This is a genomic window from Pullulanibacillus camelliae (genome assembly GCF_014642655.1).
Classification (GTDB): Bacteria; Bacillota; Bacilli; order Bacillales; family Sporolactobacillaceae; genus Pullulanibacillus; species Pullulanibacillus camelliae.
This window is the reverse complement of the sequence record NZ_BMIR01000001.1, coordinates 121,218-143,647: the sequence shown is the minus strand read 5'-3', so window position 1 is coordinate 143,647 and position 22,430 is coordinate 121,218. Positions and strand designations below refer to the sequence as shown.

The 22,430-nt window shown below is 41.8% G+C and carries 21 protein-coding genes; 13 read left to right on the top strand and 8 right to left on the bottom strand.

Translation table 11 applies throughout. From position 1 onward, the window contains the following. The first annotated feature begins 72 nt into the window (after nucleotides 1-72). A complete protein-coding gene (locus IEW82_RS00605; RefSeq protein ID WP_188687823.1) occupies nucleotides 73-870 on the top strand; it encodes an endonuclease/exonuclease/phosphatase family protein in 798 nt (265 codons plus the stop codon). Between the two features lie 61 nt (nucleotides 871-931). Here the strand turns inward: IEW82_RS00605 and IEW82_RS00600 are convergent, their stop codons facing one another. Then, nucleotides 932-1,717 carry an AraC family transcriptional regulator gene (locus IEW82_RS00600; RefSeq protein ID WP_188687821.1) on the bottom strand — a complete coding sequence of 262 codons (786 nt, stop codon included), beginning with the start codon at nucleotides 1,715-1,717 and terminating at the stop codon, nucleotides 932-934. A gap of 200 nt (nucleotides 1,718-1,917) precedes the next feature. On the opposite strand from IEW82_RS00600, the gene IEW82_RS00595 reads away from it, so the two are divergent. The 4 genes from IEW82_RS00595 (at nucleotide 1,918) to IEW82_RS00580 (ending at nucleotide 5,954) form a co-directional block, all read left to right on the top strand. Continuing rightward, a complete protein-coding gene (locus IEW82_RS00595; protein WP_188687819.1) occupies nucleotides 1,918-3,384 on the top strand; it encodes a sulfatase family protein in 1,467 nt (488 codons plus the stop codon). 155 nt (nucleotides 3,385-3,539) lie between these two features. Further along, nucleotides 3,540-4,529 (top strand): formylglycine-generating enzyme family protein, encoded by a 990-nt coding sequence (locus IEW82_RS00590; protein ID WP_373285684.1) that lies wholly within the window; start codon nucleotides 3,540-3,542, stop codon nucleotides 4,527-4,529. Between the two features lie 138 nt (nucleotides 4,530-4,667). Continuing rightward, nucleotides 4,668-4,844 carry a hypothetical protein gene (locus IEW82_RS00585; RefSeq protein WP_188687817.1) on the top strand — a complete coding sequence of 59 codons (177 nt, stop codon included), beginning with the start codon at nucleotides 4,668-4,670 and terminating at the stop codon, nucleotides 4,842-4,844. Nucleotides 4,845-5,000: 156 nt separating this feature from the next. Beyond that, nucleotides 5,001-5,954: an LCP family glycopolymer transferase gene (locus tag IEW82_RS00580; protein WP_373285680.1), complete on the top strand. Its 954-nt coding sequence runs from the start codon at nucleotides 5,001-5,003 to the stop codon at nucleotides 5,952-5,954. A gap of 626 nt (nucleotides 5,955-6,580) precedes the next feature. On the opposite strand, the gene brfA is transcribed toward IEW82_RS00580, so the two are convergent. Both brfA and IEW82_RS00570 read right to left on the bottom strand, forming a co-directional pair. Further along, nucleotides 6,581-6,790 (bottom strand): ribosome rescue factor BrfA, encoded by a 210-nt coding sequence (gene brfA, locus IEW82_RS00575; RefSeq protein ID WP_188687813.1) that lies wholly within the window; start codon nucleotides 6,788-6,790, stop codon nucleotides 6,581-6,583. Between the two features lie 413 nt (nucleotides 6,791-7,203). After that, the gene (locus tag IEW82_RS00570; RefSeq protein ID WP_188687811.1) at nucleotides 7,204-8,136 is read right to left on the bottom strand and encodes a manganese-dependent inorganic pyrophosphatase; all 933 of its coding nucleotides are present in this window, start codon (nucleotides 8,134-8,136) and stop codon (nucleotides 7,204-7,206) included. A 245-nt stretch (nucleotides 8,137-8,381) separates the two neighbouring features. Here IEW82_RS00570 and iolB point away from each other — a divergent pair, with 245 nt between their 5' ends. The 3 genes from iolB to IEW82_RS00555 all read left to right on the top strand — a co-directional run bounded on the left by iolB (nucleotide 8,382) and on the right by IEW82_RS00555 (nucleotide 12,471). After that, nucleotides 8,382-9,182, top strand: a complete 801-nt coding sequence (gene iolB / locus IEW82_RS00565; protein WP_188687809.1) for a 5-deoxy-glucuronate isomerase — start codon at nucleotides 8,382-8,384, stop codon at nucleotides 9,180-9,182. Between the two features lie 52 nt (nucleotides 9,183-9,234). Further along, complete coding sequence (locus IEW82_RS00560; RefSeq protein ID WP_188688842.1) at nucleotides 9,235-10,728, top strand: UxaA family hydrolase; 1,494 nt, start codon at nucleotides 9,235-9,237, stop codon at nucleotides 10,726-10,728. Nucleotides 10,729-10,986: 258 nt separating this feature from the next. After that, nucleotides 10,987-12,471 carry a tagaturonate reductase gene (locus tag IEW82_RS00555; RefSeq protein WP_188687807.1) on the top strand — a complete coding sequence of 495 codons (1,485 nt, stop codon included), beginning with the start codon at nucleotides 10,987-10,989 and terminating at the stop codon, nucleotides 12,469-12,471. Between the two features lie 347 nt (nucleotides 12,472-12,818). Here the strand turns inward: IEW82_RS00555 and IEW82_RS00550 are convergent, their stop codons facing one another. Further along, nucleotides 12,819-13,799, bottom strand: a complete 981-nt coding sequence (locus tag IEW82_RS00550) for a LacI family DNA-binding transcriptional regulator (protein WP_188687806.1) — start codon at nucleotides 13,797-13,799, stop codon at nucleotides 12,819-12,821. Nucleotides 13,800-14,040: 241 nt separating this feature from the next. Here IEW82_RS00550 and IEW82_RS00545 point away from each other — a divergent pair, with 241 nt between their 5' ends. Together IEW82_RS00545 and IEW82_RS00540 are read left to right on the top strand one after the other, a co-directional pair. Then, complete coding sequence (locus tag IEW82_RS00545; protein ID WP_188687804.1) at nucleotides 14,041-15,225, top strand: MFS transporter; 1,185 nt, start codon at nucleotides 14,041-14,043, stop codon at nucleotides 15,223-15,225. Between the two features lie 79 nt (nucleotides 15,226-15,304). After that, complete coding sequence (locus tag IEW82_RS00540) at nucleotides 15,305-15,745, top strand: hypothetical protein (RefSeq protein ID WP_188687802.1); 441 nt, start codon at nucleotides 15,305-15,307, stop codon at nucleotides 15,743-15,745. 296 nt (nucleotides 15,746-16,041) lie between these two features. Here IEW82_RS00540 and IEW82_RS00535 read toward each other — a convergent pair whose 3' ends face one another. Beyond that, on the bottom strand, nucleotides 16,042-17,004 hold the full coding sequence (locus tag IEW82_RS00535; RefSeq protein ID WP_188687800.1) for a D-2-hydroxyacid dehydrogenase: 963 nt from the start codon (nucleotides 17,002-17,004) through the stop codon (nucleotides 16,042-16,044). Nucleotides 17,005-17,279: 275 nt separating this feature from the next. Here IEW82_RS00535 and IEW82_RS00530 point away from each other — a divergent pair, with 275 nt between their 5' ends. Together IEW82_RS00530 and IEW82_RS00525 are read left to right on the top strand one after the other, a co-directional pair. Further along, nucleotides 17,280-17,792, top strand: coding sequence for a VanZ family protein (locus tag IEW82_RS00530; protein WP_188687798.1), 513 nt, complete (start codon nucleotides 17,280-17,282; stop codon nucleotides 17,790-17,792). Nucleotides 17,793-17,816: 24 nt separating this feature from the next. Beyond that, nucleotides 17,817-18,233, top strand: a complete 417-nt coding sequence (locus IEW82_RS00525) for a YkvA family protein (RefSeq protein WP_229672142.1) — start codon at nucleotides 17,817-17,819, stop codon at nucleotides 18,231-18,233. A 47-nt stretch (nucleotides 18,234-18,280) separates the two neighbouring features. On the opposite strand, the gene queF is transcribed toward IEW82_RS00525, so the two are convergent. Then, nucleotides 18,281-18,778, bottom strand: a complete 498-nt coding sequence (queF, locus tag IEW82_RS00520; RefSeq protein ID WP_188687796.1) for a preQ(1) synthase — start codon at nucleotides 18,776-18,778, stop codon at nucleotides 18,281-18,283. Nucleotides 18,779-19,501: 723 nt separating this feature from the next. On the opposite strand from queF, the gene IEW82_RS00515 reads away from it, so the two are divergent. Then, the gene (locus IEW82_RS00515) at nucleotides 19,502-20,500 is read left to right on the top strand and encodes an NAD(P)/FAD-dependent oxidoreductase (protein ID WP_188687794.1); all 999 of its coding nucleotides are present in this window, start codon (nucleotides 19,502-19,504) and stop codon (nucleotides 20,498-20,500) included. A 140-nt stretch (nucleotides 20,501-20,640) separates the two neighbouring features. Here the strand turns inward: IEW82_RS00515 and IEW82_RS00510 are convergent, their stop codons facing one another. Then, nucleotides 20,641-21,918, bottom strand: a complete 1,278-nt coding sequence (locus IEW82_RS00510; protein ID WP_188687792.1) for an ammonium transporter — start codon at nucleotides 21,916-21,918, stop codon at nucleotides 20,641-20,643. After that, the gene (locus tag IEW82_RS00505) at nucleotides 21,908-22,327 is read right to left on the bottom strand and encodes a hypothetical protein (protein ID WP_188687790.1); all 420 of its coding nucleotides are present in this window, start codon (nucleotides 22,325-22,327) and stop codon (nucleotides 21,908-21,910) included. Before IEW82_RS00505 ends, IEW82_RS00510 begins: the two co-directional genes overlap by 11 nt. Nucleotides 22,328-22,430: the final 103 nt, after the last annotated feature.

Genomic DNA, 22,430 nt, shown 5'->3' with positions numbered 1-22,430 from the left:
GAAAGCAGCTATCTGTAGTTCTTTTCTTCTATTAAAAATCGATCGATCATCCATAAGAATGGTGGGAAGAGAATGAAAGTGAAGGCCATGACCTTTAATATCCGTGTAGATGTAGAAAGTGATAGAGATAATGCTTGGGGGTATCGCACTGAATATATTGGTAAGCTGATGCATTCTATAAAGCCACATCTTTTAGGGCTTCAAGAGGTAAAGCCTCATATGCTTAAGACAGTGGAACAGCTTTTAGATAATTATCATTGGATTGGAGAGTATCGAGCTGAAAATGATGAGGCCAATCCCTTGTTTTATGATAAAGCATTTTTTCAACTTTTAGACCATGACACTTTTTGGCTTTCGGAAACACCTGAACGCCCTGGGAGTAATGATTGGGGGGATCTTCCGCGAATCTGTACATGGGGACGGCTTCAGAATAAAGAAAATCCTCATAAGGTCTTCTTAGCGTTTAATACCCATTTGGATCACATTAGTGAAGAAGCTCGAACCAAGGGAATGCAATTAATATGGACGAGAATGAAAAACTTGATCGCACAGTTTCATTGTCCTGCCTTATTAATGGGGGACTTCAATGCTGCACCAGATTCAGATACCATTCGGTTTGCCGATGGACAATTAGAGCTTGAGGGGGTCCGGGTACATTTGCAAAACAGTTACCAGGTGCTTGATAACTCAAGTGGGGAATCCATTGGGTGTACGTTCCATGATTTTTCGGGAGATACACGCGGGGAACCGATCGACTATATTTTTGTAACCCAAGAGATAACCTTACATCAGTCCCACATTCATAGAGAACACTTTGAAGGCAACTATCCGTCTGATCATTATCCGTTAGTGGCACATATCACGATTTAACATGGATATAGACTTATAGGCGCGTTTTCGTTCTAGAATGAATTGATGGGCGCGTCTAAGTCTATAGTGGTGGGGTATCATGTTGCCTATAGGTGCGAGGCGACATGCCAATGATCGCTTTGAATGTCCGCGAAAAGTAAGCGGCATCATAATAGCCCAGGTAACCAGCAATACTTGTGACTGTCATGTCAGAATGACAAAGCAAATTACAAGCTTCCATCATTCGAATATGATGCATGAACTTTATTGGCGATGTTTCCATTACATCTTTGAATATAGAAATCGTATAGTTCGGAGAGCGATGGATGAGACGCGCTAACTGTTCAATATCGATGGATTCTCTATAATGTGTATACAAATAGTTTTTTAGGGTTTGCACATAGCGCAGTTTCATCGGAGTAACCTCTGGCTGTTCTAACTCTCTTGAGACCATCCCTAGCAATTCTTGGAGTATACCAACACAAATATAGGAACGAAACCTTTCTTGACCTCGCAATTCCTCATAGAGTCTTTCAAGACGATGTTTAAGATAGTCAAAATGCCTCGTATGTATTTTTAAACATTCTGGTTGACCTAAAAAGGTGATTTCTTTCTCGTCTTCTTCACTGTGATAAAATAGGACGGTATATTTTTGATGGGGTGTTCCTTCAAGGTTCTGCCCTGCGCGTTCTGTATGCTTAGGAATGAATAAAAGGTCTCCGCTTTCAGCGATAAGATTCTGACCGTTTAATGTATAGTGTACAGATCCTTTCGTGACCAACGCAAGGACGTTTAGGCTCAGATCCTCTTTAGGTGTTCTCCATTTTGGAATAAAGTCATCAAAGTTAGCAGAATGGAAAGCAATCATTGTTTTTACCCCTCTTATTTTGAAATACGGATGAGCATCCTACATAAAATCGTAAAATCATACATGAGTTTAGAATGAGTATTTCATATAATCTAAATTAATAATAGCATAGAATTCAACTTTTAAAGCGGTTATCTTTATCTGGTTACGTAGTCTTAATGATTAATTGATATGAATTTATTACAGGAGATGAGGATGAGTTGAAGGTACTATTTTTGGATTTAGATTCGATGAGTGCAGAGCATTTAGGATGCTATGGCTATCAAAGAGAAACCTCACCAAATATTGATCGTATCGCCGAAGAAGGGGTGCGCTTTACCAATTATTATACGTCTGATGCCCCTTGTTTTCCATCACGGACAGCATTGATGACGGGACAATTTGGCATTCATAATGGAGTGGTTGGTCATGGAGGGACAGCAGGTGATGTGCGTCCTGAAGGGATTGACCGTGGGTTCCAGGATCGACTTGCTTCCGAGAGCTTTCCGGCGTTATTTCGCTCTGCCGGGCTTAAAACGACATTGATCAGTCCTTTTGCTGAGCGGCATTCTGCCTGGACCTTCTATGCTGGGTTTAATGAAATTCATAATACCGGGAAAAAAGGCATGGAATCTGCCGAAGAGGTAACACCAACCGTTTTGGACTGGCTTGATCGGAATCGGCAAATAGATGATTGGCTGTTATATGTCAACTATTGGGACCCTCATACGCCATATAGAGCTCCAAAGGGCTTTGGAAATCCGTTTACTAATGCACCATTACCTGAATGGATGACAGAAGAAGTTCTTGAAGCACATAAGAAAAAAATTGGGCCACATAGTGTACATGAGGTCAATATGTATAATAATGATAGACTTCCAGAATTTCCTCGCTATCCTGGAGAAATCCAAACAATGGAGGATATGCGAGAAATGATTGATGGCTATGATTGTGGTGTCCGTCATATGGATGAAAATATCGGAATGATATTTGCTGCGCTTGAAGAACAGGGCATTATGGATGAAGTGATTATTGTCATCACAGCTGACCATGGTGAAAATCTAGGAGAACTCGGAATTTATGGAGAGCACGGAACTGCTGATCAAGGGACATGTCGGATTCCAATGATTATTCGTTGGCCTGGTGTTGGTGCTCCAAAAGGACATGTGGATCATGGCTTTCATTACCACTTGGATTTGCCGCCAACATTTGCTGAGCTATTTGGGTTAGAGCCTGCGTCATTTTGGGATGGACAGAGCTTTGCGCCTGTTTTACAAAAGGGGGAAGCCTGTAGCCGTGATTATCTTGTCATTTCCCAATGTGCACATGTCTGCCAACGAAGTGTGAGATTTGGAGAGTGGTTATATATGCGCACTTACCATGATGGCTATCATTTGTTTAATAGAGAAATGCTGTACAACATTAAAGAGGATTGCTTTGAACAGCATGATGTTGCTGAGCACTATCCAGAAATTTGTAAAGATGCTGTCTATTTTCTTAACCAATGGCATGATGAGATGATGCTGAGTATGGCCTATGATATTGACCCTTTATGGACCGTCATCAAAGAAGGTGGGCCCTATCACGCGAAAGGCAACTTAAAAATGTATATAGAACAGCTTAAAGCAACAGGACGCGAATATGCGATACCTGAATTGACAAAACGTCATCCTCGCGAGTTTATATAAAAGTAATCATATCACTAGGAATAGCTTGGGTGCATTCGGGCTATTCCTATGTCAGTTCAGAAAAGGCGATTAAGAGCAATAAACTTTTATCTTAACCGGAGGGCAATGGCCTGATGATGACAAAGGAGCAGGATGAAAAGGGAAAGGGGTGTTTTATGGCGACAGAGAATGAGAAAACAAGGGCCTTGAAGGAAACGGAGATGTCATGTTGCTGTTCGGTCAGTCGAGCGTCGGAGGAACAGCTGATACATCATGCGGTTAGAGAACCAAAAATTATGCAAGAATCAAGGGACCACAGTCACATGATTTATCTAGAAGGTGGCAGTTATTTCATGGGAACAAATAGTAAAGAAGGGTTTCCTTCGGATGGAGAAGGTCCAGTTAGAAAAGTGACGGTTGATCCATTTTATATCGACGCGTGCACGGTAACGAATGCACAATTTGCTCAGTTTATTGAAGCAACAGGATATATAACAGAAGCCGAGCGCTTTGGCTGGTCCTTTGTATTTTATAGCTTTGTTCCTAAAAAAGTAGCCCATGCATCACATGCTGTCCGAGGAACGCCTTGGTGGCTCGCTGTAGAAGGGGCTTATTGGAAGTGTCCAGAGGGATTAGGATCATCTATAGAGGAGCGTCTGGCTCATCCCGTCATCCATGTTTCCTGGAATGATGCGATGGCTTATTGCAGATGGGCAGGGAAGCGGCTCCCGACTGAAGCTGAATGGGAATTTGCTGCTCGAGGTGGTCTTGAGCAAAAACGCTATCCATGGGGGGATGAACTGACTCCAGGAGGCGAGCATCGATGTAATATTTGGCAGGGGGAATTTCCCAAAACCAATACTTTAGAGGATGGCTATGCTGGAACAGCGCCGGCACGCTCCTTTTTACCCAATGGTTTTGGACTGTATAACGTGTCGGGAAATGTATGGGAATGGTGTTCCGATTGGTTTAGTCGCAGTATTCATCGTCGTGGTGGTCGGCAAAATCCAAGAGGGGCAGAAAATGGGACGAGCCGAGTAGTGAGAGGAGGATCCTATCTATGTCATCACTCTTACTGCAACCGCTACCGAGTGGCGGCTCGTAGCGCGAACACCCCAGATAGCTCAACAGGAAATATGGGATTCCGTTGTGCTGCAGATGCTTAATAAATAGGGAAACGCTAACGCCGACCTTTGGTCGGTGTTATTTATATGCACTATTTTTAGTGAAACTATATCGACCAAGTCGATGTAACGAATTTTATCCAGTCACAGGAGTTGGTTTTACAAGGAAATACCCTAACCATGAAAAAAAGGATGCAAAAGCTTTCCTTTATAGAGCTAGAACCCAATTTTACTGTCTCGCAATTTAGTCCAGAGCAAGGCTTTCAGCATAGTGGTATCCAAGGGGATATTTTTTTGAAGTTAGAAGTTCCCAAAGATCTTAACTTAAAAGGTGCAGACTTTCTTTATATGAATTGAGAATTAGACATTTTGTTACATCCATTCAAATTCTATTAAAATAACTTATTTACAAAAAGGTCAAAATAGCGTTTAATAGATAAATGAGAAGTAGAATTTGTATGAAATTGTAAAAATATGTTTCCCGTACTCACACTATATTAGGGGGCAATGTGTTTGAGAACGCAACGTGCGAAAAAGAAATCAAAGCTCAAAAGAGCTCTTTTAATTTTCGGTATTATTGTTGGTGTATTAATTGTTGGCGCCTGTTCATATAGCTATTATCTCTATCATACGGTCAATAAAACTGCCGATAAAATGTACAATCCACTTAAAGGGGTTAATAATGATGATTTACCTCTGAAGAAAGATACGTCAACGGCTAAGCCGCTCAATATTCTAATATTGGGTGTGGATGAACGTAAGGGAGATAAAGGGCGTTCAGATACCATGATTGTAGCGACATTAAATCCGCAAACGCACTCTATGCTGTTAACCAGTATTCCAAGGGATACGCGCGTGCAAATTCCAGGACGGGCAGGCTACAGCAAAATTAATGCGGCCTATGCATATGGGAATGAGGAATTAGCTGTTCAAACAGTGAAAAAATATTTAAATGTTGATATCCCCTATTATGTCAAAATGAATATGGAGGGTCTGGCTGACCTTGTCGATGCTGTTGGGGGTGTGACAGTCCATAATGATATTCAGTGGACAGACGAAGGCTTTTACAAAAAAGGCTATGTTTATAAAAAAGGGGACATCTATCTAGATGGTCCTAAGGCTATGGGTTTTGTCAGAATGCGTCATGAAGATAACCGCGGTGATTTCGGAAGGAATTTAAGACAGCGTGAAGTCATACAGGGGATTCTCCATAAAGGAAAGAGCTTTACCTCTGTCACTAAGATTGATAACGTATTAAATGTATTAGGAGACAATGTTTCGACAAACCTCTCCTTTGATGATATGAAACGTTTGGCGACAGAATATCGTTCAGCGCAACAGAACATTAAGGATTACGAGCTTAAAGGCTCAACTGGAATGAAGGATGGCATCAGCTGGGTATTTGTTTCGGATGCTGAGTTCCAGAACGCACACAATAAAATTGAAGAACAGTTAAAAGATAAATAATTGACGATGATCGAACCACATGAGGCATGCCTCATGTGGCTTTTTAAATTCAAGCAGTATAATTTTTGGAGTGGATAGCGTTATCTCATAAAGTAAAATAATGGGGATGTGATATTTTAAATGATTCCACCCAAGGAGATACACGAAGCGCCAGTCATTTAATATTTAAAACGAGTGTTCAATCATAACTGGAGCATCAGTTTCCTTGGTATCGAGTAAAATATTAAAAAAAAGCTTCTCTGCACATTTTCATACAGTAAGGAGAGCAGGAAGACAAGAGGTGTCCGAAGCTAGAGTGTGTTTGGACAGGAATCGCAGTAGGAGGTCTCTTTGAGTCTGAAGTCAGGGCGTCACTCGCTTCAAAAAGGTAAATGCAACGGTAGATTCTACGAATGTAAAGGCAAGCAACAGCTGTTATTTTATACTATCAGAATGTATAACTTCGCTGACACTCATAAAGGAAGAGCGTATAAGTGTAGCTTTGACTTTCGCCATTAAAGCTTGCGGACACCCTAAGTGTGTGATTTTTCACATCACGAGTGCCAATACGGCGCAACTTTAGCGTGTGATTTGAAAAATTACATCAGGCAGTGCTTAGTGAAGCGGTGAAGGATAAGCCAAGCTTTCTAGTGAATGCTCAGAAATAAAAAAGAACCCTTTTCGCCTGGATCGGTTAAACGGTTCTTATGTTTGTGTTTATAGAGAAGCTCTTTTTTTGTTGTGGTCTTGCGTGTGCGCATATCTGCAAGGGCAAAAGGACTTCGACTGAGTTCAGGATTTCTATGGCCTTCACGCACGCGTTTTTTTCGCCATTTTTTCGCTTTTGAATCTGCCATGTATAACACTCCCTTAATATTTTAATCATTATATACGGCTGAATGGGGAAATGGAAGAGGTTATATTCGAGTGCATGTTTGTCAAGCTTTTCTCGAAAGAAGTTTAAGGTCGCTACTTCCTGGGACACGCTTTCCATGGGGGGTGCCGATGCCTCTCTTGGTTACATCTTGCAAGGTCTCTTTCGCTTCCCCACTTCTTTGTTGTTTGTAAATAGCTGCTATAGTCGCTTTCATGAGAAGGCCGCCATTTCAATGCATTTGCTCTGATAAGCATATGTTTATCATAAACTGCCTTTTCTATTTTATACATAGTCCCTTCGCTTTAAAAGAGGGAAGACGCAGGCGTAAACGCCCTTGTTGTTAAAATCAAAACCCCCCTCATCCAGAGAATGAGGGGGGACAGTGTCGATGACTTAGCCTTGTGTTAAGGCTTCTGTTAGGTTTGGAACAATTTGTTTTTTACGGGATACAACGCCCTTAAGAAGAAGGGTATTGTTATCAAGGGTACCGTTAAACGCCTTTTCAACAGCCGCCGCTTGCTTTCCTAGCGCTAGACCTGTTGAATCATTTTCCAGAATATCAGTGATAACAAACAAGAATAAGTCAAGACCTTTTTGTTCAATCACGCTATTAATCGCTGCTTCAAGCTCGGATTGGCGGCTTAATACACTTGCCGTATCTACTGTGTTGACCTGAGCGACTTCAACTTTATAGTCACCCATTGAGAATTCTTTGGCATCCAAAGAGATGAGCTCTTCGATGGTTTTATCATCTAAGTTAGCGCCTGCTTTTAACAAGTCTAGACCATAGCCCTCAGGATCGACACCAGCAATATTCGCAAGCTCGCGAGCAGCAGTAACATCTTCGTCTGTACATGTCGGCGATTTGAAAAGAAGGGAGTCGGAGATAATGGCTGACAACATTAATCCAGCAATATTCTTAGAAATTTCAACGTTGTTTTCTTTGTATAATTTGTTGAGGATGGTTGCTGTACAGCCCACCGGCTCAGCACGATAATACAAAGGGTCACTGGTTTCGAAATTGGCAATGCGATGATGGTCAATAACCTCTAACACGCGGACTTGGTCGATATCGCTAACACTTTGTTGCCGCTCATTGTGGTCCACTAGAATGACCGCGTTGACTTCGTTGCTTACCGTCTCAACAAGTCTTGGGGCTTCTGTTTTAAATGTCTCTAGGGCAAATGCAGTTTCGCCGTTAACATCACCTAGGCGAACGGCTTCGACACTGTGGCCAAGCTTACTCTTTAAGTCAGCATAGGCAATCGCTGAACATATGGTGTCTGTGTCTGGATTTTTGTGGCCGAATATGAGTACTTTGTCCATATTATCAATCTCCTTACTATGTATTCAATAGCATTTACTGTTATCTGCAGTTACTATAAATAGTACCACAAATTGCTTTCATATCCTATCCATTAAAACGACTTCCTTTAATCACATGTTTGGGGTTGAGGAAAATGATGCGCTTTCATGAGGGGGCTAAAGAGATCAAGGATTGATATTTGTTAGAATACTGCGTATAATAAAAATAACAACGTTGTTATTTTAAAAAGAAGGGATTGAAGCGCATGACACATTTTATGAAAGGAAAGCAGGTCAATGGCTATCAGGAGATCTTTTCTGAAGCGGATGCCTTGCTTAACTATTTAGCCTTTGGAAAATTAGAGTTAAATAAGGAGCAAACCTTTGAAAGCGCTACAAATGAATATGAAACGACCTTAGTGATTTTAGAAGGAACGATTTCGGTTGAAACAGAAGGACAAAGCTGGACGGCACTAGGTGGAAGAACGAGCGTCTTTGATGGAAAGGCAACTGCTGTTTATATTCCTTGCCAAGCCACATATAAAATCACCGCTGAATCAGTAGCGCAAATTGCCGTATGTAAGGTTAAGGCTGAAGAAAAGTACCGTCCCTTTGTTGTTCGTCCCGAGGACATTGTTATTCATCGTCGTGGTAAGGACACCTGGCAACGCGTGGTCCACGATATCATTGTTGAAAATGATTATCCTGGTAAAGTGCAGCGGACGGTTTTAGGAGAAACCTTTAATGATCCAGGGAGCTGGTCAGGTTATCCACCGCATAAACACGATGGAGAATTTGCTCCAGAAGAGCCCAATTTAGAGGAAATCTATCATTATCAAGTCAATCCAGAGCAAGGGTTTGGCGTACAATTTTTGTATACAAAAGATGGGGAAATCGATCAGGCCTATAGAATTCAGCAAGGAGATAGCTTTGCGATAGATAAGGGCTATCATCCAGTAGGCGGGGCAGGGGGCTATCAAATCTATTATCTTTGGTTCATGGCTGGGCCCTCGGGAAGAACCCTGAACCCTTATGAAGACCCTGACCATCGCTGGCTCAGTGAATAAAGTGATGGCTTTGAGGTAGACCAAAAAAGGTTGAGTGGGGAGGCGGAGTATGATGGGGAATCCATTGATGGTGCTTCATTCTAATGATTCAGTAGGTGTTGCTCTAGTGGATCTGCCGGCTAGTGACAGTGTTCAATACAACGGAGAAGCTATACGAGTTAAAGAGGCGATCGCTAAAGGTCATAAAGTCGCTTTAAAGCCAATCGCTCAAGGTGAAAGGATTATCAAATACGGCTACCCTATCGGCATTGCAACGCAGAGAATTGAACAAGGAGAATGGGTGCATTCGCACAATTGCAAAACAAACTTAGAAGGGACACTTGACTATCATTATCAGCCTGATAGTCAGCGCATCAAGATAGGAGAGTCAGAACGGAGCTTCCAAGGCTATGTTCGTCAGAATGGTGCGGTTGGGATCAGAAACGAAGTATGGGTGATTAATACTGTTGGTTGTATTAATAAAACGGCAGAAAATATTGTACGGTTGGCCAGTCAAATGTATGCTGGGACAGCGATTGACGGTATCTACCATTATCCTCATCCTTATGGCTGTTCTCAATTAGGCGACGATCTTGTCTTTACGCAAAAAATATTAAGCCAGCTTGTGAAGCATCCAAATGCTGGCGGTGTTCTTGTTATCGGTTTGGGCTGTGAGAATAATTTTATTGCCTCTTTTAAGGATGTGTTGGGGGATTACGATGAGAGGCGCGTCAAATTTATTGAGAGTCAGTTAGTGGATGATGAAATTGCGGATGGCGTTGACCTTATTGGTGAATTAATCGACGAGATGTTAAAAGACAAAAGAGTGCCGGTGCCTGTCTCAAAATTAAAGGTTGGTCTAAAATGTGGTGGTTCTGATGGCTTTTCGGGGATTACGGCAAATCCTCTTGTCGGTGAGTTCTCGAATTTATTAATTGAAGCAGGGGGTACAACGATTCTGACGGAGGTTCCAGAGATGTTTGGAGCAGAAACGCTCTTAATGAATCGTGCAGCAAATAATGAGGTTTTTACAAAAACTGTCCATCTTATCAATAACTTTAAATCTTACTTCATCGCTCATGATCAACCTATTTATGAGAATCCTTCCCCAGGAAATATCAAGGGGGGAATTACGACGCTTGAGGAAAAATCCCTAGGCTGCGTTCAAAAAGGTGGCCGTGCTGAGATTGTGGATGTCATTGATTACGGTGACCAGGTAACCCAACACGGTTTGAATCTTGTTCAAGGCCCTGGAAATGATCTTGTTTCGGTGACCGCTCTCGCGGCAGCTGGGGCGCATATGGTCTTATTTACAACAGGTCGAGGAACTCCTTTTGGTGGCCCAGTGCCGACAGTAAAAATCTCTACCAACACACAGATTTATAATAAAAAGAAAAACTGGATTGATTATAATGCTGGCGTATTATTAGAAGGAAATACCATGGAAACAGTGAAGCATGATTTCTTTGATTATATTATTGATGTGGCCTCAGGGACAGCAGTCACCAATAATGAGACCTATGGATTTAAAGAGATTGCCATTTTTAAAACGGGCGTGACATTGTAATGGCGGTAAAAACGCTCACGATTGCAGCCGAACCAAGATCACTATAAGAACTTTTATTTAAATGAGGCGCTATAAGCTAGGCTGTTGATTTCCGTGAGTGCGCTTCAGTGTCTTCAACGCATAGAACGTGCTAGCCACGGAAATGTCGCTTGGGTCTGGCGATTTTATCCCGAAGCGTTTTTGGCACTGCGGGAACTTGATCTGATACTGTGCTTCATAGCTTTGAACAAAATGATGATAGGAGAGAGGAGGGTGAGGGTGGAGCAGCTTAGTAGACAACGTATACGATCTGAACAGATATATCCTGAAAGGGTCATTCAATTTGGGGAAGGTAATTTTTTGCGGGGGTTTATTGATTGGATGCTACAGAGAATGAATAACAAGGGGCTATTTAATGGCAGTGTGGTAGCCATTCAACCGACGCCATCTGGCAAGGTACTGCCTAAACTAGAAGAGCAAGATTATTTATATACCGTCGTGTTACGAGGGGTAGAACAAGGAAGCACCATCGATCAGGAAGAAATCATCTCTTCAATTCATAGAGGGATTAATCCCTATACCAATTGGGCAGCGGTGCTTGCGCTTGCGGAGAATCCTTCGCTTCGCTATATCTTTTCGAATACGACAGAAGCAGGATTAACCTATAAAAAAGAAGTATATCGTGAGGGGATAGCACCAATGTCTTATCCAGGAAAGCTCGCTGTCCTTCTCTACGCCCGTTATCGTCTGTTTAGTGGCTCTCTGGATGCAGGCTTTCATATATTTCCGTGTGAACTGGTTGAGGAGAACGGAGCTGTCTTACAATCCCTTGTGTTACAGGCCTCACATGATTTTAGGTTCCCAGAAGCCTTTAGACTATGGGTCAAGACAGCTAATGTGTTTTATAATACGCTCGTCGATCGAATTGTTACGGGATATCCGGATGAAAGCATCGCCTCCTTTCAAGAACGCTTGCAATACAGAGATGCTCTATTGACAGTGGGAGAGCCCTACCACTTATTTGTGATAGAGGGCCAACAGAATCTAGAGCATGAGCTCCCCTTTCAAGAGGCGGGGCTGAACGTGCATTGGGCTGCCGTCAAGCCATTCCGAGATTTAAAGGTACGAATTTTAAATGGTCTACACACCGTGATGTATGCAATGGGGTACTTGTTAGGTCTTGAAACGGTTAAGGAGGCGATGGAAGACCCCTTATTGGAGCCTTTGATTCATCACTGTCTTTATGAAGAGATTTTGCCTGTTTTGCCGATGGAGGATGAGGAAAAAGAAACCTATGCTAAAAGTGTGGTACAACGCTTCGTAAATCCTTTTAATCACCATCGTTTAGCTGATCTTGGCTTGAATGGACTGAGTAAGTTTAAGGTTAGAGTTCTACCGACGCTTTTGGATTATGTAGAACAAAAAAAGAAGGTACCAGATGTTCTTGTCTTCGCTTTAGTGACCAATCTGCTTTATTTTCGTGTTGTCCATCGAGAGGGAGAAGCGATGTATGGTCAAACGGATAAAAGCATCTATAGATTGAAAGAAAGTGAAGCATGGCTTGAGTTTTTAGAGGCAACGTGGAAAATGTATGATAGCAGTCAGCACTCTTTAGCGCATATGGTTGCGACAATTTTGGGAAATGAAGCATTGTGGGGGCAGAACCTGATGCAAATTCCCCAGCTTCATCAAGCTGTACTTCGCGATTTAACGCGACTTATAGAAGATGGGATTAAAAAAACGTTAAAAAATGACCTCTTTTGATATGGGATAAGGAGGTCATTTTTACGTCGGAATGTATAACTTTGTGGAAGGTTATTGCCATCTCAGAGGCTTGGCAATAGCCAAGTTTTCAGTGAGATTTTGGGTGTAATGGAGCGGATCGTGCACGTTTCCGCTCCAGGCAGCTCGCTTTCCGCGGAAGAGTGGTAAGCCTCCGTGCACTGCTAAGGTCTTACCGATCTCCCACTTCCCGCTGGACTCTAGTATCACATCATGAGTCAGCGGCGCTCCAATCCACTTGACCTGGTAATGAAGCCTCTTCTATATATCTCTATACCTAGACAAGGAACGGGCACATTTTTAAGCCCGTTTTTTCTACATTAACCCCACTATAGGGTAAGCGCTTGGCAGGATGAAGCGAGATTGAGCTCAGGCTCTAAATAGATTGTTTGGGGGACAGCTTTGCCTTCGATAGTGTGCATTAATGCATCGACAAGTGTTTTTGTAATGGTATCAATGGGGACACCAACCGTTGATAAGGCAATATCTAAATGGTGTCTTTCTGGAATGTTATCATAGCTAATTAAAGAAATGTCTACAGGCACTGAAAGCTGATTTTCATAAATGGCTTGTAAAATGCCGCGCGATAAGTCGTGGCTCCCACTGATGATGGCAGTGGGGCGACTTTTTTTACCTAATAGTTTGCGAGCCGCTATATAGCCGTCATATTGTTCTAAACCCTGAACCTTAATCGTTTGATCAGCAAATGGTTTTAATTGAAATAACTCCAGAGCGTTTTTGAATCCCTTCACTTTTTCTTCTTGGAGAAAGTCCCCGCTTAAATCGCCAATGTAACTGATGTGCTGGTGTCCCAACTGGATCAATTGCTCGACGGCGATTTGGATGGCCTTCTTTCTATTGACGTCGATCGTTAGAAAAGGCGAGTGCTGACCAGCAATACCATAAGTTACGATGGGAACGGAAGAGGTATAATCAATCGGTGAATAGGAATCATTGAAGGCCAGGATAGCATCTACTGGGTATTGATTAAAGGTGCTGAAAGCGGTCTTCATATCATTAATCGATATCAGCGTTGTATAGTTTATAGCTTCTAAACGCTGATTGAGACTCGTAATAAGGGCTGAATGAGCAACGCGCTCAATCGTTGGCCAGACCACACCAATGGTTTGTGATCGTCTAGAAACAAGATTTCGTGCAGCGACATTTGGCTTATAGCCAAGCTGTTCGGCAATAGCAATTATCCGTTTTTTAGTGGGGGGCTTGACAAGCGGACTATCGCGCAGTGCTTTAGAAACCGTTGAATAGCTGACGCCTGCCTGCTTAGCGATATCTTTAATCGTTACACTCAATGTTAGGACCTCTCCATATTCATAGAAAAATTTTCATATATCCTTAAAAAACAACGTTGTTATTACTGTATTAATTATAGCTTTTGAATAGGAAAACAACAAGCTTTGGATAAAGAAGAAAGATACGCGCCTCAAATAATGAATACCTATAATATGGCAAATCTTAAGCCAGGTAATTGAATAATGCCTAATGGGAAGCTATAGTTATAAGGAATATTATTAATTAAAGTGAGGGGAGATCATGAAAAAAGGCACTTATATATTTATGGCAGTAGCTCTTTTTATTGCTGCTTTAAATCTGCGCCCAGCCATTAATTCGGTGTCGCCTATCCTTGATAGTATTCGTCATGATTTGGGGATGTCGGCGGCGACAGCCAGCTTGTTAACATCAATCCCTGTTCTTTGTATGGGGGTCTTTTCTCCTGTTGCGGTAAAATGTGCCCAGCGTTTAGGGATTGAACGGGTGATCGGCTGGTCTTTAGTCATCATAATCATTGGAACAGTTCTGCGAATGTTCACCCATTCTTCATTTTTTTTACTCGTGACAGCCTTTATTTCAGGCCTTGGGATTGCAGCCATCGGTCCCTTATTATCCGGCTTTATTAAGCAGCATTTTCAATCCAAGGGACCATTATTAATCTCAGTGTTTACTGTCGGTCTAACCATTGGCGCTTGTTTAGCTTCGGGGCTGGTTGCTCCCCTTGAGGACATCGTGCATACGTGGCAAAATGCTTTAGCGATTTGGGCGGTATTAGCCGTGATGGGTGCGATAATTTGGTGGTTATGTGTTATGCCCCATGCTGTCCCTGTGCCAAAAGTAACAGAGCCTCAGCATGTGACCAAGCTCCCTTGGAACAATGGGCAGGCCTGGTTGATAACGGTATCCTTTGGTTTGATGGCTGTTATCTTTTACTCGGTCACAGCTTGGCTGCCACCAATTGTACAAAGCATGGGGTATAACAAGGTCTATGCTGCCAATACATTAACCCTGTTTGCCTTTATTCAAATTCCGGTGAGTCTCCTTCTTCCATTCGTTCTAAGGAAATTTCCTTCCCGACTCTTATGGCTGCTTGTCGCTTCAATCTTTGAACTGATAGGATTTGTCATGTTAACCTTTTCAGCTTTACCATGGCTAGCAGCGGCGAGTATAGGCATTGGTGCTGGAGCACTCTTTTCTCTTAACCTCTTGCTCCCTATTGATGTGACCACTCATGCTCAAGAAGCGGCCTCATGGTCAGCGATGGTTCAAGCAGCTGGTTATGTTATCGGTGCGGCAGGTCCTTTTATATTAGGGATGCTTCATGATTTTACAGGGAATTATCTCGTCGCAATCATTGGGCTAATTCTTGTTAATCTCGTCATGATGGGAGTACAAATCATAACGGTCACACGGCAACAGCGTAAATATAGCGTCACTATATCCTAAAAAATAAAAATCATAGTCATATCTATCATTTGCTGCTCATAGTCTAGTAAAAATGGCTTGAGTAGGGAGTGATAGAGCAATGGGAGCTTTTGAAGATCTATATCAAAGAAGTAAAATCTTTAATCAGCTCTTTGGTCAGGTGACCGTCGGCATCGAGACCAATCTCTATGATGAATCACTGGAAGATTACGCTGTCTTCTATGTCAATGTTGCCAATCAAGTGGATCTGATGAATGAAGAAATCACAGCGTTAGCCACTTCCATTGATGCGACGATTCCGACAGCGGTGTTTTCCTTTTTTCGCGCTGACATTCCGCCGCAGTCTATTAAACGCCGAATGAATATGGAGCTATTGAATGAGGACGCGAGGGAATTGCTATTAATTGATGATTGGAACCTTGAATACCCTGATCGATTATTTGACTCAGTTGAACAGAACATAGATTGCATTCCTGTAATAGATGAAGAGGGGAAGAAGCGCTACTATTATATTAAAATAAGGGACTTATTTATTGTTTGATACCAAGCACAGCTGGCAAAGGCTGTGTTTTTCTTTGCCCGATGACTCCATTGCCTAATTGCTTTTAAAACGCATAGCATTTCATTTTCACTTCAAAAAATTTTTGGGGTCACTCATATTACTATTGAAATTTGCTGGGACAAATGTCTAAGCCGCCCTACTTTATTGATGGTGTTGTGGGGGCTCGAACGCCTGTTTTTCCAGTACGACACCGCGCCTATAATTATGTAAAATAAAAAGGCCAATCCTAACCGCTACTCGCCAACTAATAGGACAGCCTTTTTATTTTTGCCATTCTAGTATCCCTTATGGTAATCCACGAGATTAATCAGTAAAGCTTCGCCTTTAAGATAGTGTTGTAGATTTGGTAGGAAGATATCCTTGATGACACGATCATTATAACGCTCTGTGGACCCTGCAGAATGTGGGGTAATGATGACATTGTCAAGAGACCAAAGAGGACTTTCAGATTCTAAAGGCTCGGTTTCAAAAACATCGAGACCTGCTCCGGCAATCGCCCCTTCTTGTAAAGCTTGTATGAGGTCGGCTTCTTTTACAGTTTCCCCGCGACCAATGTTAATGAAAAAGGCTGAGGATTTCATGGCATCAAATTGCTCCTTTGTAAATAGCTGATACGTCTCTTTGGTAAGTGGCACAGTGGAGACCACGTAATCACATTGAGGAAGGATCGTGTTTAATTGTTCACTCTTCACCATTTGGTCTACATATTCCTCAGGCTTGCCAGAGTGCCTGACCCCAATCACCTTCATGCCAAAGGCTTTGGCAATTTTGGCTGTTTCTTTTCCGATAGCGCCTACACCAATGATGCCGATGGTTTTCTCATGGATTTCTAGCTTCAGTCCCCCATGTGCCCATTTCCTTTCCAGTTGCTGCTTAACATAGGTATTGATTTTTCGAGTTAATCCCAGCATCATTGCAAATATTGTTTCCGAAATGGAGTAGGCGTGGACACCATTTGCACTGGTGAGTGCGATGTGTTTTGATTCAAGAAGGTCTAAGGGGTAGCTGTCTACACCTGCGCTCCAGCTTTGAATCCACTTAAGCTGGGAAGGCTCCTTTAAGCAGGGCTCCTCCATAGATTTTTGCCAACCAGCAATGATCTCAGCTTGGTGGAGCCGATCTTCCCAACTGCTTCTATCCTTTCCAATATAGACCTCCCAATCTGGAACAGCAGATAATAGTGCTTTTTTTAAGTCCTCTTTAAGATCCTGTGCGACAATTAATGTTCTTTTAGCCACTCGTATCACCCCGTCACATGATTTAGGCTTATTTTATCAGATATTGATCAAAAGGGTGAATAAAGAGAATGAAAGGGAGGGTAACTCTTAAAAAATAAGTGAGGGGTTAGAAGATCTTTTATTTATCAATGCTGCAATCCTTCAGTAAGGTTAAGCCTTATAGAAATATTTATGAATAACACTTTAAATCCATCTAAGCTGCAATACTCGCTTTTTGTTAAAGGAAGAGTAAGGTATAATAAGCGCAATCCTGTTTTAAGAACGGCGGTGTGCGCATGTTAAAAAATAAATGGGGGCTATTCTCCTTTTTCATTCTGTTTGGTTTTGCATTATTTATTTTTAAGGCTTCCAATACCCCCTATAAGGATCAAGACATGAAGCCGTTGTTAAGAAAAACCATTCATTTACAAGCAGATAGTCTGCCGCATCTTTCATTTCATTATGACGGAGAGCAGGTCACATCAACTAAACCATATGCCTTTATTGAATTTATTCTAAGGAAATTAGGGCATGTCGCTGAATATGCAGGATTCACCCTTCTTGTAGCCTTTTTTCTTAGGCAGTGGCGGATGAAGTCCGGATGGCTAAGGATAGGGAATGTACTCATTCCATTGCTCTATGCTCTGAGTGATGAGTGGCATCAAAGCTTTATTCCTGGGAGAACCGGTCATCTTATTGATGTCTATAGTTTTGACTTATTTGGGATTATTTTAGCTCTAATTGGGGTAAAGTGTTGGAGAAGAAGACCAATGAAAAAAGACAGGCATTTAAGCCTTAAGAAATCATAGTTTTTTTAAAAGGACGAGTGAATCATGGCTAATGAACCAAAAGATCAAAAAGAGCGCAGCTTGATTTCCATTTCGGATATGGACATATCCACTCAGCATTTGGACCAAAAGGAAAAGTATGTGAAGAAGGGCTTTTGGAAAAAGACAAGACGTCTCATAGGGAAAATTCCTTTTGTTACGGATGTCGTGGCGCTATACTACTGTGCAATGGATAAACACACACCACTTTGGGCAAAAGGAGTGGCTTTTGGGGCGCTGGCCTATTTTATCGTTCCCACAGATGCCCTCCCTGATGTCATGCCAGTGCTCGGCTATACAGATGATGCTAGTGCCGTGGCTGCGGCTATTGCCTATCTTGGAAAATATGTGACGAAGGAGCATCGTCAGAAGGCAAAAGCAGCACTGATAAAGGGAGATGGCGTTGATAATAGTAATAATTAGAGTATTATTTAGAAATAGCGTTTAGCTTTATCGCTAAACGCCATTTTTCATCGGTTATCAATTTTTTCAGGGTATAAGTCATGATTTAACATACGGTGATCGGCCATTTTTTCGTATTTCGTTCCTGGACGACCATAATTGACGTAGGGATCAATACTAATGCCACCGCGGGGCGTGAATTTACCCCAGACTTCGATGTAACGTGGGTTCATGAGGGTGATCAGGTCATTCATAATGATATTCATGCTATCCTCATGAAAATCTCCATGGTTTCGGAAACTGAATAAATAGAGCTTTAATGACTTACTTTCTACCATCTTTTGATCGGGAATATAACTGATATAAACAGTACCAAAATCAGGTTGTCCTGTTTTGGGGCAAAGCGTTGTAAATTCAGGGCAATTGAATTTGACGAAATAATCTCGATTCACATGTTTATTATCGAAGGTCTCCAGGACCTCAGGCGTATAATCAAAGGCATAGCTCGTCTGTTGATTCCCCAAAAGACTTAAATCCTTTAAATCCTCATCTGTTCTTCCAACCATTGTTTATCCTCCTTGCGATGAAAAGGAATAAAGACAATCCTAATGGAAATATTCGTTTATAAGCTTTAGGATTGGTGTGAAACACTGCAGTTCATTTTAACAAATGTCCCACTGTTTGTCACTGATTAGAAAAGGGCTCTGCCGAAGATGGCAGAACCCTTTGTGAAGAAGGAAGGTTTTATTTTGTTATTGGGGTCATTCGGTAATTGTCTTTCGGAGACACCTCATTTCAAAGGTTGTTGTTAGATTGACCAATTATCCTTGTTCAACCGAACCATCTCCCTTAAAAACAGCCGATTTTTATCCAAAAACTTTCTTAAAACTTTCCCCTTCGCTTATTATACTGTCCCAAACCAAAACAATTATTCAGGAATGAGCTATTAATTTTTTGATTATCAAAAAGAGGTGGATTTCAAAAGGTCTTGAAATACTCTTGATATTAAAATATAATGGTAATGATAATCGTTATCAATTACATAAGCTTAATGTTTTGTAAATTACTCTTACTTCCATAAGTGGAATGGTGAGAAAAACGCATATTTTATATGGAAATGGCAAGATCTCTAAGAAGTGAAATGGAGAAACACGTCTTTTAATGAAACAACTCGAAATACAGGGGAATTTATTGCTCGGGAAATAATTCACTGACAGACGCCGTCGAATGGTTGTAAAACCATGACGAGTGCTCGGTTAAAGCTTTTAAGACACTAAGGGGGATTAACAATGGGAGAAGAGAAGGATGTACTTTATGATGTAACGGTTGTCGGCGGCGGTCCAACGGGATTATATGCTGCTTTTTATAGTCAATTGCGGGGGCTAAAAACAAAAATTATTGAAAGTCGCAATGTGTTTGGCGGTCAAGTCTCTGCCTTTTATCCTCATAAAAAAATTTATGATATTGGTGGCTTTCCTAATGTTACGGGGGAGCGATTAACAGAGTTGATGGTTGAACAAGCTGAACACAAAGATTTGACAAAGCTATCTAATACTTTTGTCGAAGCCATTCATAAAAATGATGAGGGTAAGTTTACATTGACGACGACTGACGGTGTTCAGCATCAAACGCGTACAGTGATTCTTGCTGTGGGAAGAGGCACTTATGAAGTGGTTGGATTAGATCTTCAGGAAACCGGAGATTATGCTGAAAAAACACTTCATTATGATATTAATCATATTAAGCAATTCACAGATAAAAAAATTATGGTCTATTCTAATCAACGGGCAGGTTTAGATTGGGCGTTGACTTTAGAAAACATTGCTTCAGAAGTCATCCTGGTGAATAAAAAGGCACGTTTTCTGCATGTATCAGATGAAGACTTGGAACGGCTGGCAGAATCATCAGTCCATGTCAAAACGGCTTCAACGATTGAAGCCTTGCACGGATCTGATGGTGTGTTACAAGAGGTTATTTTAAAAAGTGAAGCCGATGGAGAAACGTCTATACCTATTGATCATCTACTCGTGTATAACGGAGTGCAAATGATTGCCCCTCCGCTTGAACCATGGGGGATAGAAACGGTGAAAAACCAAATTGCGGTTGACGGTAAGATGCTCACGAATATCAAGGGAATTTTTGCAGCAGGGGATGTGGTTCAGTACTTAGGGAAAACCAATCTTGTTGCAACTGGCTTTACTGAAGCGATTGCGGCAGTGAATAGTGCGGCACTCTATTTGAACCCAAAAGCGCCAGCCCAGGTTTACAGTACAGTTTTATATAGATAAGTGAGGCACCTGACTAAATATGTCAGGTGCTTTTAAATCGGGTTTTGGCTTCGCCTTTAAAGACTGGGTGTCCTCTAAGTAATGATTTAAAAATCTGTATACCGTAGCGATAAAAGCCAATTTTTCTTATATGGACAGTATTATGGTTTATCTATATTTGATTGTGGTTTGTAGTCCTCTTCCGTTAAAAAGTCATGGTGTTGGTAGGCGGCTAGCATCCCGTGATAACTAATGTCGAGACCAATTTCTTCTTCCTCCTCACTTGCTCGGACTGGAATCCACTGCTTTATAAGTGTAAGTCCGAGCCATGTGCAGAAGAAGCCCCAGGTACATAAAATGATTAAGCCGAGGAGCTGGATCGAAAGTAAGTGCCAATGACCGGTAGTCAAGAGGCCACCACTGCTAGAGAATAGGCCAATGGCAAGGGTGCCCCATGCTCCAGACACAGCATGGACCGGAAAAGCTCCAACAGGATCATCGATTCTTTTGGATTCTAACCATTGGGTAGCTGCCAACATCAATAGGCCGGAAATCGTACCGATCAGAATCGCAACCGCATCACTAACATACGCACAACCTGCGGTGATGCCAACGAGTCCTGCTAAGGAGCCATTGATAACGGCAGGAGCATCAGAGCGATTGTATCGAAACAAAGTATAGATGAGTGTGACGGCTCCGCCAGCTGCTGCAGATAACATCGTGTTAATAGCGATATGACCGATGCGAGGGTCACTGGCGCTTAATGTACTGCCCGCATTGAAACCAAACCAACCAAACCAGAGAAGAAAGGCACCGACTGAGGCTAGAGGCAGATTGCTTGGCAGCGCAATAGTGCTTGTCCCTCGGGAAGTAAATTTTCCCTTTCTGGGTCCGATGAACAGGGCGGCAGCCAATGCTGAAGAGCCACCTAGCGCATGAATGACTGCTGAGCCTGCAAAATCCTCCATTCCCAGTGTATCAAGCCAGCCATTTCCCCATACCCAATGGCCTGCTATTGGATAAATCAAGCTTGTCATTAAAATGACATACAAAATATAGGCTCTAAAGTTCATTCTTTCAGCGACTGCACCAGAAACAATTGAGATGACCGCAATAACAAAGGCGGCTTGAAAGAGCCAAAATGTATCCGTTGAAATGCTAGGGTGGAGGTGTGAAAGATCACCGCTTAGAAAAAAGCCTGTGGTTCCGATAATACCGGAAGCGTCTGAACCATACATAAAAGCAAAGCCGATCGCGTAAAAGCACAATGTTCCTATAGTAATATCGACAAAGACCTTCATAATGATATTGATATTATTTTTATGGCGTACAAAGCCTGCTTCGAGAAGGGCAAAGCCGCCTTCCATCAATAAGATCATGGCCGCCGTTAGAACAACCCAAATAGTATCTATCCCTGTACTTAAATGATTAATCGTCATAATGGTTCTCCTGATCCTTTTCGATTTTTGTTAAAGCATCAATGACTGATACAGGAAGCTCAATCTGCGCCTGCGTTTGCCCATGCTCAATCATGAGAATAAGCGCCTGAAGTGTTGTGATTTCTTGTTTTATCCGTTTGATTTTATTTAAGCGATCTTTAACATGAACAAGATACTCTACAGCTTGGTGATGATTTGGTGGCCTTCCAGAAAAGAGCTTTCTTAATGGTGACCGGGATTGATATAGGGCATCTTCTGTTTGACGTTTTTGCTCATATTTTTGAATCTTATCCTTCAAAAGGACAATCTCTTGTTCCTTTTGCTCTTGTATGATTTTTAACCTTTGCAGCAATTGCTGAGGGGAATAAATAAAACGGACACGTTGATAGAGCTCATCTACAACTTTCATGTTATGTCAGATCTCCTTACATTATAAGTAACCTTTTTTAATTATAAGAAGAGTCGGATTTTAAGTCAATAAAAACATCAGCGCTTGTTGTTAAAGTAAGAAA

What these genes read in the sequence shown, in the direction of transcription:
- IEW82_RS00605 (WP_188687823.1), top strand. Translation starts at nt 73, where the DNA reads ATGAAAGTGAAGGCCATGACCTTTAATATCCGTGTAGATGTAGAAAGT.
- IEW82_RS00600 (WP_188687821.1), bottom strand. Translation starts at nt 1,717, where the DNA reads ATGATTGCTTTCCATTCTGCTAACTTTGATGACTTTATTCCAAAATGG.
- IEW82_RS00590 (WP_373285684.1), top strand. Translation starts at nt 3,540, where the DNA reads ATGGCGACAGAGAATGAGAAAACAAGGGCCTTGAAGGAAACGGAGATG.
- IEW82_RS00585 (WP_188687817.1), top strand. Translation starts at nt 4,668, where the DNA reads ATGAAAAAAAGGATGCAAAAGCTTTCCTTTATAGAGCTAGAACCCAAT.
- brfA (WP_188687813.1), bottom strand. Translation starts at nt 6,790, where the DNA reads ATGGCAGATTCAAAAGCGAAAAAATGGCGAAAAAAACGCGTGCGTGAA.
- IEW82_RS00570 (WP_188687811.1), bottom strand. Translation starts at nt 8,136, where the DNA reads ATGGACAAAGTACTCATATTCGGCCACAAAAATCCAGACACAGACACC.
- iolB (WP_188687809.1), top strand. Translation starts at nt 8,382, where the DNA reads ATGACACATTTTATGAAAGGAAAGCAGGTCAATGGCTATCAGGAGATC.
- IEW82_RS00560 (WP_188688842.1), top strand. Translation starts at nt 9,235, where the DNA reads ATGGGGAATCCATTGATGGTGCTTCATTCTAATGATTCAGTAGGTGTT.
- IEW82_RS00545 (WP_188687804.1), top strand. Translation starts at nt 14,041, where the DNA reads ATGAAAAAAGGCACTTATATATTTATGGCAGTAGCTCTTTTTATTGCT.
- IEW82_RS00540 (WP_188687802.1), top strand. Translation starts at nt 15,305, where the DNA reads ATGGGAGCTTTTGAAGATCTATATCAAAGAAGTAAAATCTTTAATCAG.
- IEW82_RS00530 (WP_188687798.1), top strand. Translation starts at nt 17,280, where the DNA reads ATGTTAAAAAATAAATGGGGGCTATTCTCCTTTTTCATTCTGTTTGGT.
- IEW82_RS00525 (WP_229672142.1), top strand. Translation starts at nt 17,817, where the DNA reads ATGGCTAATGAACCAAAAGATCAAAAAGAGCGCAGCTTGATTTCCATT.
- queF (WP_188687796.1), bottom strand. Translation starts at nt 18,778, where the DNA reads ATGGTTGGAAGAACAGATGAGGATTTAAAGGATTTAAGTCTTTTGGGG.
- IEW82_RS00515 (WP_188687794.1), top strand. Translation starts at nt 19,502, where the DNA reads ATGGGAGAAGAGAAGGATGTACTTTATGATGTAACGGTTGTCGGCGGC.
- IEW82_RS00510 (WP_188687792.1), bottom strand. Translation starts at nt 21,918, where the DNA reads ATGACGATTAATCATTTAAGTACAGGGATAGATACTATTTGGGTTGTT.
- IEW82_RS00505 (WP_188687790.1), bottom strand. Translation starts at nt 22,327, where the DNA reads ATGAAAGTTGTAGATGAGCTCTATCAACGTGTCCGTTTTATTTATTCC.